This window comes from Sporomusa sp. KB1 (assembly GCF_007830295.1).
Lineage (GTDB): Bacteria > Bacillota > Negativicutes > Sporomusales > Sporomusaceae > Sporomusa.
Map to the genome: position 1 here is coordinate 292724 of NZ_VLKC01000001.1, position 13840 is coordinate 306563.

The window sequence follows — 13840 nt, forward strand, 5'->3', positions numbered from 1 at the left end:
GTTCCTCACGTTAGACTAAATCTTTTGCCCTATTGGATGAACCCATGAGATCATTTGGCAATCCTATGACGAGCGGCTTAATCAATAACACCCTTACCCTTTAACGCCTCAATTTCGCTTTCGCTGTAGCCAAGGAGTTCGGTAAGAATCTTATTCGTGTCCTGTCCTAGAGCCGGAGCCCCACGCCATACCTGTCCCGGAGTTTCCGAGAGCTTAGGCATAACACCAAAGGCTTCCACTTCCTTGTTTAGCGTCTGATCGGTGTATTTTACCCAGTCACCTCTCATGCGCCAGTGCGGTTCATTGTAAACCTCCTCAGCGGTTTTAATATGTGCTGCTGAGATCTTGTTGTCAATGCAAATATTTATTGCTTCCTGTGCCGTATGGTCCTTAAAGAATTTTTTGAAAATACCATCCAGTTCACGGCCCAGCGGACTGGCAACTGCTTCCGGTGAGCTGCTGCATTCTTCGTAGGAGTATTTCTTCGAGTCAATGCCAAAGCCTTTTAATACGTTATTGTAAGCTGTCTTTCCATAGGAACCAAGATTAATAAATCCTCCGTCCCCACATTCAAAAACGCCTGCCGGCTGAAAAGCGGTCTGCATGATGCCCTGTCTGTGTTTGAGGGTTTTGTTCATGGTCCAAAGGACAAAGTTGTCATCCATTACCCTCATCCAGCTTTCAGTCAAGCTAGCATCGATCCTTTGACCCTTGCCGGTTTTTTGGGCATTCATATAAGCCATCAAAATTCCGTTGACTGCGATTAAACCTGTCAGGTAGTCACCTACATACTGCTGAGCATAGTATGGCGCAAGATCAGGATACCCCTGCAGCAACGCCCAGCCCGATTCAGACTGTCCCAAGGGGTCATATCCGGGTCGGTTTATGTGTCTTTGCTCACCGCCAAATCCAGTTGTTCCGTAACCGCTGATGTGACAGATGACTAATTTGGGGTTGACCTCCATTAACATTTCATCGGTGATTCCCAGCTTGTCAATCCAAACCATGTTTTCAATCCAAACATCTGAGTTCTTAATCAACGACAAAAAGATTTCTTTGGATTCCGGTATATTCAGGTTGGTTTCCAAGGCAAAACTTAGTTTGTTTCTGGAATTTTGCATCCATCCACCACCGATATGCTTGTCTCCTTTAACAATCTGTGGTTTCTGATGGCGGGCAGGATCACCACCTACTTTAGGCCGTTCAAGAGCAATTACCTCGGCGCCAAAGTCACTCATCATCGTAGCGCAGAAGGGAGCTGCCACGACAGTTCCATTTAGCAAAACTCTTATTCCGGAAAGGGGTCCAAAAGTAGGGGCAAATAGTGGGGCTGGTTTGTACTCAAGCTTTTCCCATCGATTCATAATCCAAATCCTCCCTTATTGTCTTTTTTGCTATGTAGTTTATTGACTTCAATCGACCAATGGATTATTTATAAAAACATATATAAACACCTCCATAATGCTTAGTGCTATAAATATTAAACGCACTAAGTAACTTTTAGCTATACTGCAATAACAGATAACTGATCCCTGTTACAGCAAGTTAATTAGTATTAAAAATATCAGGTCGGTCGATTGACCTATTTTTATAATAATCTAATAATTTTACCATGTCAACCATTTTTTACTAAATACATACGTGTTCACTTATGTTATCGCATTTATCCGTAGGAAGCGCCCCCAACAAAAAATCGCTTAGACATCATCTAAGCGAACATAAACACACATATTTTACTTGACTTCAGTTAGCTGGTCCCTGTATTACCATCTTAAAAGACTTTATACTTTTACAATTCCTGATACCCAGCTTGCAATTCGTTGCAAATCATTCGATGTCTCCTGCTTATCTCTTGTATAGGAGATTAATAATACTGTACAAACTACACAGTATAGCCCAATAGTATACAAAACTACCACTCCTTACACTTATTAGTTAGTTAAAAATGAATTAACTAATTGATGTAACCATTACTCTCTTTTCGAAATAGAATGGGCAATTATCTTTTCCAGAAGTGAGCCACCCCGAGTACATTAAAATCCTGTTATGCTTTAGTTGACGAGACAAAATCAGCAGGAGATTTTAGAGGTGATCGAGGTGGATCAATATCCAGTAATCAGGCCAATCAAGGAATTCGAGTTCCTGTCAGCTGCATTAAATCAGTGCCGGAAAAAACACGTCATGAATAATCAATTCTTCTCTAACGTCATAAATTTTGTGTCGTACTCCTTTGGGCACTCTAACTGCCACGCCAGGGATTAATGGGAAATCGCCAACACCATCAATCCACATAGCGGCTTTTCCAGACAATGGAAAGAGAATGTCGTCTTGTTGCGGATGAATATGTTCTGGTACTTCAATCCCGGGTGCCACCTTGACTAACATACAGGTAACGTCTAGATAATGCTCTTTTTGAGAAATATAAGGTTTAATTTTTACCCCGGGGGCAGTTAAATGATTTTCCCAGGGAATCTGCTCCAGATAGCGCCAATCTGCCGTGGATGTTTTTTCTAATTCTGACATATAAATACCTCCAGACTATTAATTATTTATTTTTTCGCTTATTCAATCCGGGATGCAAATTGTATTACGCCAAAAGGCGTTAATCGTTTTTATCACTACTGTTACAACGATTAAAGTGGTCACCATTAATAGCATAGCTGCCAGCCAGAAAAAAAATGGCAATCCCGTAAATTTAAAGGCAACCGTAGTAGCAATCGTTACAGCGCACATAGGGAAGGTATATGCCCACCAGGATATAAAGAAATTAATCTTAGTAAATTTTTTTGTCATTGAGAGCAGTAAAATAACAATAAAAAGAGCTATATATATAAGTATTCGTGCAAAGCTATCCATTTCTCCGGTTATTTTTGTATAAGAAATAAACGCCAGTGACGGTGGTGCAACTAATATAAACAATGTTGGCATTAACTGGGGTGGAAGCTGCCTTTGGAAAATAATTCGGTAAAATATTACGGAAAACAACATTAACCAAAAAAATAGACCGATGCTAAAAAAGAACCACGCGAATTCACGGTGTGCAATCTCCACTCCGGCTATCGGTACTACTATAGTGCCAACTACCGGGATAAACCATGCCGGATTCAAATGAACAATTTCATTATTATGATTCATCCACCTGGACAGAATGACTGTTGTAAAAACAATCTGTAACGCGGAGCCTGCTATCCATAAACATTGCGCCACTTCATATAACTTATCGACCGTGCCAGCACTTAAAAGCAGCATGCTAATAGATATCGCTGGAAAAAAACAAACTTTAACCGGATGCTTAAATTCATCTACTACTTGTTTCGTGTATTTTACTAATTTTAAAAAATAAGCGGCACTGACCATAGCAAACACTACATAAGAAATTATAAGGAGATTTGTGCTTATTCCGAAACATAAGCCGAAGACTTGTTCAAAGCGTTGATAAGCTATTGACAATCCGCACAACCCCATTATGCTGGTAAATAACCCAACAGGAAAGTAGGCTAATCTGTTATCCAAAATTCTATTCCTCCAGTTGTTTGGATACCCGCTCTCTACTTTGAAGGTCGTTTTCCCTTCTTAAAATCCCATTTACTATATTATTTGGTACTTCGCCACGCACTACTCGGGCCATGTTTTTTAAAGCATTTTCAATCATTCGCTTATATGCCCCCACTGTTATGCCAGAGGTATGCGGGTTTAGTAGTAAACGTTTTTTAGCATTTGATGAAAGAGTAAGCAATGGATGATCGTCACCTGGCGGCTCAGGGGTAAAGGTATCTATAGATGCTCCTGCAAGATGACCTTTTTCCAGTACTTCGGCAAGTGCTTTTTGGTCCACTATTTCACCCCGTGCGGTATTGATAAGAATGCTTCCTTGCGGCATCAGTGCTAGTTCCCTTGCCCCAATCAGGCCTCTAGTTTTATCATTCAATGGAATATGCAAACTTATAACATCACTTGTCTCTAATAACGAATCAAGTGTTTTGTACTCGATTGAATATTGGAGTTCTACATTAGGAGGTTGTCTATGTGAAGCGCAGTAACTGACTGATGCACCCAGTACTGAGGCGATTTGGGCAACTTGCCTCCCAATATTACCAAACCCGACAAGGCCTATCTTACTCCCCCTAACCTCTTTTATCCCCTCTCGCAGTATATTGTTTCTAAACGAAAGATAATTTCCTGCCTTAATTTCAGCATCGGCCTCCACTAGCCTTCGTTGTATTGCAATAAGTGATCCAATAACATATTCAGCAACTGAAGTTGCATTAGAACCCGGTACGTTAGCCACAGGAATCCCCGCACGTATACTCGCAGGAATATCAACACGGTCAAATCCCACTCCCATGCATTGTACAATTTTAATATCGGGAATTCTTTCCAGGATAAAAGAGTTAATCATCGCTGCTGACCCAACTGAAAAGAGACAATCTGCTCCCTCACAGGCATTTATAATATCAAGATCAGACAATTGATTAGGGAAAAAGATGTTCAACTCTTGAGGAATAACGGGTTTTGCAGAATTAAACTTGTCCTCAGACAGTAAACTAACCACTGTTGGCATAGCAAACCACCTCCGAAAATGTTACAGCCTTCTACGATATTATTATTAAAAGTATCGAGAGATAGTCCTGGATTCCTCCTATAACCTTTTGTCCCGTATAAAATCAGACAAACATTCAGCCGTATTGCCGGTAATCTTTATACAATTGCGTAAATGCTCTTTGCTGTCAAAAGGATGCGAATTAAGAATTCGACAACAGGTAGCACCAAATTTTTCTCGGAAAAGATTATGAAACTCATGCGAGCTTGTATAAATAGGTTCTCTACTTTGCTCTTTATTTTCACGGCCTTGAAGCATTCCCAGAACCATAATGCTTCCAGTTAGAGCGCCACAGAGACAACCAGCATGGCCAAGGCCACCACCAAAGCCACTTGCCATCCTCAAAGCTTCATCTGAAATGTCCAGCTGCATCGCATCACGAAAGGCTCTTACAATGGCTTCAGCACAATTATAGCCTGCGCGAAAATTCTGCCCGGCGGCCTGTTTCATATACTCTTTGTCAACAACATGTCTTACATTTTCCATTTTTAATTCTTCACTATATTGTTTTGTCATACTTATCACTCCCTTGTATGATTAATAAGTACTATCGTTTTAACTGACAAAAAAATGTATAGTAGATTGTTATTTCTTTATTGGTGTTGCGTTAGATTGTGACCCTGCTGGCTTACCTCTTTCCGTTAGCCATCTGCCATGATTCCGGATGGTTGCGAAGCAGCAGCATACAAACAACGCCTAAAAAAGGTCCAATTGCCAAGAAAGAAAACGCCCATCCCCAGCTGTAATTATCTACGATCAATCCAAATAAGCGTGGCGTAATTACAGTGATGCCAAAACCAAGTACAGACTGCAGCCCTAAGGCTGAACCCATAGCATGGGCTGGAACCAGCTCAGTAAGCCCAGCCTTGTATATAGCCGAGTCGGCTACAATAAAGAACCCATAGATCAGACCCACTATAATCAATAGCCACAAAGAAATCTCAGCTAACCACCCGAAAAGCAAAGCACAGCAGCCGCTTATGAGCATAAGTGTTGTGGCGGAAAGACAACGACCATATCTATCTGACACCCAGCCTCCCAATCCAGGAGAAATTCCTCCCATTGCAGTACAGGCAGCTGCGATTCCCCCTCCATAACCTATAGCAACAGAAGTTTCATAGCCATGAAACGTGAAAGCGTAAGTTATGTAGGCCCCAAGCCAACCCCAGAAAGCATACAATTCCCACATATGACCTACATAACCTACTATAATTAGCCAAAAAGCTTTACTAGATAGTGTGAGCGAAGATTTTTTTTCTGCCTTAGCTACCGGTGCAGCAATAGCGGGCGTCTGTTTTTCGGTTACTAGGAAGAATACGGCTAATGCTGCCGGAAAAGCCCAAATCGTTGTCCAGAACAGTCCTGTTTGCCATGAATATGCTACCGCTAAAGCGGAAGCAAGATAGTAGGCACCCGCATAAGAAAATACAGTAGAGCAAGTAAAAATGCCGATAATTCGTCCCCTCTCCTGTCCCGGATACCAGGTGCTAAGGATTTGTATCCCTGGTATATAGAGCCCGCCTTGTCCCAAGCCGGCTAAAGTCCGCCACAGAAGTGCGGATTGGTAATTATCGGCAAAAAAGATAAATCCAAGTCCAGCTAGCCCTGTTTCGATCGCACTGAGGGCAAAAATCAAACGACCGCCATATTTGTCTGTGAGCCAGCCGGTAAATATTACAGCTATGACGTAGCCTAATTGAAAGACTGATAGCAACGCCCCTGCCTGATCGTTGGATATCGACCATTCCGTACGAAGTATAGGAATTACAGCTGCAAAATTATACCAGATCAGCATTGCGCCAATTTGGCAAAGGCAAAGTATCCAAAGTACCCGACGTTTTTTATTGTCTTCGGTCAAACTTTTCCCCCCATATATAACATCCCTGAGCATCATACCTGCGAGAAATGCAGTTAATTTGGCTAGCAAATCAAGTACATTTCTCGCAGGTTCATTAATCCATCTGCTGGCTAAGTTTCACACCGAACAGGCATGCTAATGCTGGAAAAATGTCATATTTTCTTGAAATACAGTATGCTTGCCATGATACAACCCACAACACTGCAGCCAATAATATAAGATAGTCCGCCTGCATAGGTGCCAGTGAAAGCAATCAATCCTCCGATCGCCACCGGTGCCAATGCCGAAACTCCATTCGATAATCCATTCATTAAACCAGCTGCAGAAGCAACCCCTTTGCTGGGGACAACGCTTTGCATCACCGTCCAGGAAGCAGGACCTCCCAGTCCAACAGCCCCTACCCCCAGAACCATAAATGCTGCCGCTATATTATTATCAGAGACTTGTGCCGCAAAAAACACTCCCACTCCAACTCCGACCATTTCAAAGATCAGGATCAATGATCTGCGGGGCAGTTTATCGGCAAGATATCCGGATAAAATCTTTGTCCCTACCGCGAGGATAAAAGGCAGAGACGATAAAATCCCCATAGCCGCCCACGAAAATCCTCTGGCCTCTTTCAAATAGCTTGGCAGCCAGGTCAGAGTGCCAAAGTAGATCGAAACATGCATCATATAGAAAAAAGTCAGTAACCAAAAATTACGATTATCAGCGAATGATTTGAAGGCGGCAACAATACCTTGCTTTTCCTCGTCCCCCTGTTGCTCTCCCGCCGCGGCCAATTCCTTCGCTTGACCAGCTTCAATGTACTCCCTTTCAAGATGGTTCACACGTTTACTTTGGCGTGGCCCGTCAGCCGTATACCACCATACCATTAACAATGGGATAAGACTTAGCGCAGCAAGGACAAAGAAGCTCATGCGCCAGCCGGAAACATGAATAATCCAAGTAAAAAACGGCATCGCTATGGCCGGTGCTACAGCCATGCCTGTCTGCCATACAGCATTAGCCTTTCCCCGTTCTTGCGTCGGAAACCATTGCTTTACAAATTTGCTCTGCATAGGAAAGTGCATAGCCTCGCCTAATCCCAGCAATACCCGTGAAATGGTGATTATTGCGTATGTCGGTGCCAATCCGCCAATAATCATCGAAATAATCCAAATAACAATACAGACGGCCATAGCCTTACGAGGACCAAAGACATCGCCTAAGGGGCTGAGTATGACATTGCCAACACCATAGGCAATTAGGAATGACGTCATCAGCATCCCTTTTGCCACTGCCCCAGAGATGCCCATCGCAGTCAAAAAGGCTGGGTCAACCACTAGAACCGAAACATTGACCCGGTCAAGGTAGGAGAAAAAAACTGCGGTGAATAAAACGGCTGCTACTAACCAGCGTTGCTTGGTGGGCTTTAATTGGGTATCAATTTGAGCACCAATATTGCGATTTTCCATATTCATTTGTCTATCTACATCCTTCCCCGTTTTTATTTGATTTTTAAATAAGCTCCACTTCAAATCTAATGGCGTAAACTTTCTGGTAGATAGTACTGTCGAAATTGGCTAAACGAGAAGATATGTGCTTGCTATTTCACACTCTCTACAATCGAGGCTTTAATTGTAGCTTCTGTCAATTCTTGACCAATGCCAGGAAGATCAGGTACATCATACATTCCATCTTTAGGCAAATAATTATATTTACAGCTTGTTGTATTCGGTTCCAGCAAAGCATATCTATGCAATTCGTGAATCATGAAATTGGGAATAGCCGCCTCCATTTGTAGCGCCGCCGCGGTAGAAATGGGCCCCCCGCAAACGTGAATTTGCACAGTAACATCATATATATGAGCCATATCACAAATTTTTTTGACTTCTGTTAGCCCGCCGCAAGTGCAAATGTCAGGCTGAATGACATCAATCGATCCATCTTCAAAAAAAGGCCTGTAACCCCATCTCGTATAAATTCTTTCTCCTGCAGCAATAGGAATAGCAACGTTATCGGCTACCTTTTTCATTTGTTTAGGATTTAAAGGCATCACTGGCTCTTCATAATAATATACTCCTAGCTCTTCAATCATTTTTCCAAATTGAATAGCTGCAGTAGTATCCGTAAAGGCATGCATTTCAACAATGATATCCACATCGGTCCCAACAGCTTCTCTTACTGCTTTGAGCCTGTTATAACCTAAACGTAACGTCCGGTTAGAAAGAACACCATTGAGATTACGCTGGTTCCAATTAGCTTTATCATCCATGGCAAGTACATCAATCTTGATTGAATCATATCCCTCATCAACCGCAGCCAGAGCTGCTTCAGCATATTGTTGGGGTTCCACAAGCATAGCTTTATCGGTTCCCTTGCCCCAACCAAACTGGAGTTGACTAGCATAGGCCCTGATTTTATCTCGTGTTTTCCCTCCTAATAGCTGATAAACTGGTGTATTGAGCATTTTTCCCTTGATATCCCACAACGCAATATCAATACCACTCATGCCAGCGGTAACTACCGTACCACCACCTTGACCCCAAAATGTTTTTTTCTGCATCTTATCCCAAATTGCTTCATTCTTCATTGGATCCATTCCAATGATAATTTTAGCCAAATCTTTGGCCATGCCAAATCCTGCTGATGCACCAACACCATAGGCTAACCCAACTTCACCGAAGCCGGTTATTCCTTCATCAGTATTAATTTTTACGACAACCGGACGCCATTTGCTGGTAGCCGAAGAAAAATCGTTAGCTACATCAATGATATCCACACTTGTAATTTTCATTTATGGCCTCCTACAATGTATTTTCGTTTAATGGAACTCCCTCAGTATGGTTAAACTTTAAATAAATATGCTCTTCCTTTCTGTTTAAAATTCATAGTAAAATCTATACACAACATACTGAACAATAGCTCATTGCTCAGGAAACGCTAAAATTCAGTTATTGGAAACCAAAATAAGCGGAAAACCTAAACAATGAGCTACTCAGGCTTTAAAAAAAGTACATGTTCATTTATCTCAACCGTAAGTTTTACCTGCAGAGATGGTAACAATTGTGGATTTAGCGATCGCTTCAGGTGTCAATTCTTGGCCGATTCCTGGTAAATCAGGAACTTTGTACTTACCATTGACAGGCTGATAGTCATATAGGCATGTTGCCCGGCTTTCGGGATTTAGGGCTCTCTGATGATGTTCATGGATGAGGAAGTTCGGAATCACCGCTTCAATCTGAAGCGCAGCAGCTTTGGAAATAGGACTTCCACAAACATGAATCTGAACAGCGCAATCATACGTATACGCCATATCACAAATTTTCTTTGCTTCGGTAAGACCGCCACAAAGACAAATATCCGGCTGAATAACATGAATAGATCTATTTTCTAAGAACTCTCTATAACCAAATCTTGTATAGATTCTTTCGCCAGAAGCAATAGGAATATCAACATTGTTTTTAACTTCCAGCATCGATTGTGGATTCAACGGATGGCATGGCTCTTCATAATAGAATATCCGCAAATCTTCAAGAGCTTTACCAATTTGAATCGCTGATACTGTATCGGTGTTCGAATGGTGCTCGATAATAATATCCAGATCATCTCCACCAGCTTTACGCATTGCCGCAACCCGGTCATATACTGTTTTAAGTACCTTTTTCTCCAAAGGTCCTGTAATCTTCCATGGCCCTTTGCCATCCGGCTGGTTGCTTAAGATAATCGGATCAACCTTGATAGCATCGTAGCCTTCTGCCATGGCAACTCTAGTAACCTCTGCATATTCCTCCGGCTCGATGAGTGCTTCTTTGACAAGGTTAGGACCCCAATTATACTGCAGTTGACTAGCATATGTGCGCAGATTGTCGTTCGTTTTTCCGCCTAGAAGTTGCCACACTGGAAGGTTAAATGCCTTTCCCTTAATATCCCACAGGGCGATATCAATACCACTGATACCGGCATTGACAACAGTTCCACCGCCCATACCCCAGAATGTTTTTCTAAATATTTTTTCCCATATCTTTTCGATATTTAAGGGATCTTCTCCGATAATGACTTCAGCAAAGTCCTGCACCATGCCAAATCCGGCTCGCCACCCCTTACCATACGCAAGGCCAACCTCACCGAAACCGCTTATTCCCTCATCTGTATTAACACGTACAATAACCGGACACCAGTTTCCCCTTGACGCACCAGAATTTCCGCTTGGAACCTGCATTACATCAACGCTAACGATTTTCACAAAATATCCCCCTCTTGTTTAATATACTCTCTCAAAAAATTCGAGAGGCTCTATGGATAAAGGCTTTAACTCATTCGCGACTACAGTTGCGAGTGAGTTAAATAATACCCTGTTCCCAGACTATGAATTCATACCCATACGATTTAAGAATTTCTGTTAACTGCCCAATTACAGTAATGATTATTCAACATTTTCAAAAAAGTCATCCTATTCAACTATCTTATTTGACACGATTTTCTTTGAAAAAGACGAAAGCAATAATACCTAATAGTAATCCACAAGCTGGGATAGTAAATGCTGCTTGATATGCTGCCAATGGATATACTCCCGGTGCAAGAGGCGCATAAGAATTAATGACCATTCCCATGACATATTGGTAAAATGCACCGCCAGAAAAGAGAAAGATATTCAATGCTCCTACAGCAGTCCCAGCAAATCGCGGCTCATATATTTCCTGGGCACAAACGAAGCAAGAAACAAAAGTCCCCCCAGAAACCCCATACCAAAAAAACAATGCATATAATAGTACAATGGACAGATTATTTGTCAAAAACAGCAAGGGAATATAGCATAAAGTGTGAAGAATACAACCCCACAACAAAACCTTCTTGCGGGATTTCAAAATTTTGTCCGATACATATCCCGATAGCGGGCAACCTAAAACCATGCCAAGAGGAAACATCATGAGAATGTTGCCTGCTAGCTGTTTGGATATTCCATAAATATTCTGCAAATACGGACCAGCCCATAATGAACCGACACCCATGAAAGTGCCATAAAAAGAGAAAAGCAATAGTCCGAGCAAATAAAATTTCCGATTGCAAAACACCACTTTTATCGCTTCACTCAGAGAAGTTTTTTCATTAGTATCCTGCATCACCGTTCCAGACGTTACTTTGAAAGATGGGAAACCCATTTCATTAGGTTTATCCCTGATCACTCTATAGGCGATCACGCTAGCAACCATCGTCAATACGGCTACCAGACTAAAAGAATTTCGCCATCCGATACTGCCCATAAGAAAAACCAAAGGTGTAGTAGATATAAGGGCTCCAATATTTCCGACAGCTAACAACACACCAGAATATGTGGCTAGTTCGTCAGGCTTGTACCAATCCGCCAGAATCCTCATAGCTGCCACATATACGACACCAACACCAAATCCTATTATGAATCGTCCCCAGGCCATACTCACCACATCGGTCGCCAAGGAAAAAACAAATCCTCCAATACCTGCAAGAAAAACAAAGGCCGCTATCGTCTTGCGAGATCCCCAAGAATCAGCCAATAACCCCGCCGGCAAAGCAGTTGCTGCATATGCCCAGAAATACATAGATCCGATAAACCCCAAGGCAGATGGCGCCAGGGAAAATTCTTTCATAATTTCCGGTCCTACCACCGCCGGTGCTGCCCTATGAAAATAGGAAACCAAGTATGTAGCGGAGATCACAAGAAAAATCCACAACCTATACTTCTTCATTTTGTCAATCAAGTCTGCGTCATTTGTAACACGGTTTGTCCCACAGTTCATTCTTAAAATATCCTCCTCAGTTCTACCACACATTGGTTTCAATCAATTTACGATTGAGGAAATAATCTCGTTAGTGCAAACTCGTCATGTTTAAGTACTTCTGTAGCCGTGAATCGACCACGAGCCGTCCTAATGATGCACTCCATGATTTTGTCGCCTGCTTGTTCCAAGGTTAATTCCCTGCTGATAACCCCACTTATATCAACATCTATATTTTCCGGGATGAGACGACAAATCTTGGGATTGGCGCATAATTTGACAACTGGAGTAATCGGATTGCCAACATTATTTCCCTTACCGGTAATGAATACAGTCATCACCGCTCCAGCTGCGGCCATGGCTGTCACCAAATCAGCAGCAGCCGACGAAGTATTCATAAAGTGAAGTCCCTGTTTCTTTGGAGCCTCACAGGTATCCAAAATTCCAACAATAGGCGAGTTGCCTAACTTTTGAATATTGCCCAGCGCCTTTTCCTCAATGGTAGATATACCACCAGCAATATTTCCTTGATTAGGCTGCGATCCTAACAGATCCTCTCCTTTTGAGAAAATTAGTTCAAGATAGTCTTTATGGATTTTGAGAAATTGCATTCCTAGTTCCCTGGTGGCAAAATGCTTTACCAAGATATGCTCTGCACCAGTAATTTCCGGAGTTTCGCCAAACATCACTGTTGCATCCATTCCAATTAAACGGTCACAAACCACACCAGCGGCCGGGCAACCTGCCAAACCCGAAGTTGTATCTGATTCTCCACATTTATAGCCAATAACAAGATCTTTAAGATCAGCCTCTACTTTTTCCAATCCTGTCGCATAATGCACAAATTCTGCTGCTTTGCGTGCTGCTTGCTCGATTGTTTTCAAATCGCCATTTTCTACAGTCCAGAAAGCCGCCACTGGCTTTCCGGTCTTAGCAATACCATCAGCAACTTTTTGGGTCCAAACTGGCTCTATACCAACAACAATAACCGCTGCTACATTTGGATTGCTACCTGTACCTATCAACGTCCTGAAATGCAGTTCAAGATCCTCTCCAAATTGCATCCGCCCATATGGATGGGTAATGAAGGTAGTCCCAGCAACGATGTTTGACACTGCCCGACATACTGGATAAGATACCGCATCCAGTGGAAGTAATAACACATGATTTCGAATACCAATCTTCCCGTTTTCACGACGATAACCCAATATATTTGGATTCATGTTTACCACCTCGCACTTTTAATGTTATGAATATGTACCCAGTCTCCCCTGCTGATACTTTTAGTTGCTTTACCGATGATTTCAGCATATTCAACTACAAAATCATCCGTCTTTATCATATTTAAAGCGATCTTGTGTCCGAGTTGGATATCTTGATTTGCCTTGACTGTAATTTCAGTATCTGTATCCAAAAAAATACCTACCACATCTTCGCCTGCCTTGATATCCTGAACAGCCACACCAACATTGTCCTCTTTTCCGTGAATCAAAAACTTATGCATCATATAAGACCCTCCTCCATATTTTCTCGAAGTCTGATAAAATCTATATGATCATAGCAAATAACGAAGATTTACTCTTTTTCAATTGACAACCTTGAAATCACCCGCAGATTGTATTGAATGGTAGCTAACTTTAGACA

12 protein-coding genes are annotated in these 13840 nt (G+C 42.1%); all 12 read right to left on the minus strand.

Annotated elements, in window-relative coordinates:
* Nucleotides 1-77: 77 nt before the first annotated feature.
* Nucleotides 78-1364, minus strand: a complete 1287-nt coding sequence (locus SALPA_RS01255) for a CoA transferase (protein ID WP_145088704.1) — start codon at nt 1362-1364, stop codon at nt 78-80.
* A 790-nt stretch (nt 1365-2154) separates the two neighbouring features.
* On the minus strand, nt 2155-2523 hold the full coding sequence (locus tag SALPA_RS01260) for a cupin domain-containing protein (RefSeq protein WP_145088707.1): 369 nt from the start codon (nt 2521-2523) through the stop codon (nt 2155-2157).
* Between the two features lie 42 nt (nt 2524-2565).
* On the minus strand, nt 2566-3513 hold the full coding sequence (locus SALPA_RS01265) for an SLAC1 anion channel family protein (RefSeq protein ID WP_145088710.1): 948 nt from the start codon (nt 3511-3513) through the stop codon (nt 2566-2568).
* 4 nt (nt 3514-3517) lie between these two features.
* Nucleotides 3518-4561 (minus strand): 2-hydroxyacid dehydrogenase, encoded by a 1044-nt coding sequence (locus SALPA_RS01270; protein ID WP_145088713.1) that lies wholly within the window; start codon nt 4559-4561, stop codon nt 3518-3520.
* A gap of 78 nt (nt 4562-4639) precedes the next feature.
* The gene (locus tag SALPA_RS01275) at nt 4640-5116 is read right to left on the minus strand and encodes a C-GCAxxG-C-C family (seleno)protein (RefSeq protein ID WP_222427801.1); all 477 of its coding nucleotides are present in this window, start codon (nt 5114-5116) and stop codon (nt 4640-4642) included.
* A gap of 112 nt (nt 5117-5228) precedes the next feature.
* Nucleotides 5229-6458 (minus strand): nitrate/nitrite transporter, encoded by a 1230-nt coding sequence (locus SALPA_RS01280; RefSeq protein WP_186450845.1) that lies wholly within the window; start codon nt 6456-6458, stop codon nt 5229-5231.
* 152 nt (nt 6459-6610) lie between these two features.
* Nucleotides 6611-7921: an MFS transporter gene (locus tag SALPA_RS01285; protein WP_222427802.1), complete on the minus strand. Its 1311-nt coding sequence runs from the start codon at nt 7919-7921 to the stop codon at nt 6611-6613.
* Between the two features lie 125 nt (nt 7922-8046).
* Nucleotides 8047-9237 carry a mandelate racemase/muconate lactonizing enzyme family protein gene (locus tag SALPA_RS01290; protein ID WP_145088719.1) on the minus strand — a complete coding sequence of 397 codons (1191 nt, stop codon included), beginning with the start codon at nt 9235-9237 and terminating at the stop codon, nt 8047-8049.
* Between the two features lie 234 nt (nt 9238-9471).
* Complete coding sequence (locus SALPA_RS01295; RefSeq protein WP_145088722.1) at nt 9472-10686, minus strand: mandelate racemase/muconate lactonizing enzyme family protein; 1215 nt, start codon at nt 10684-10686, stop codon at nt 9472-9474.
* A gap of 220 nt (nt 10687-10906) precedes the next feature.
* Nucleotides 10907-12217: an MFS transporter gene (locus SALPA_RS01300; RefSeq protein ID WP_186450846.1), complete on the minus strand. Its 1311-nt coding sequence runs from the start codon at nt 12215-12217 to the stop codon at nt 10907-10909.
* A 47-nt stretch (nt 12218-12264) separates the two neighbouring features.
* Nucleotides 12265-13419: a UxaA family hydrolase gene (locus tag SALPA_RS01305; protein WP_145088728.1), complete on the minus strand. Its 1155-nt coding sequence runs from the start codon at nt 13417-13419 to the stop codon at nt 12265-12267.
* Nucleotides 13420-13421: 2 nt separating this feature from the next.
* The gene (locus SALPA_RS01310) at nt 13422-13703 is read right to left on the minus strand and encodes a UxaA family hydrolase (RefSeq protein ID WP_145088730.1); all 282 of its coding nucleotides are present in this window, start codon (nt 13701-13703) and stop codon (nt 13422-13424) included.
* Nucleotides 13704-13840 lie beyond the last annotated feature (137 nt).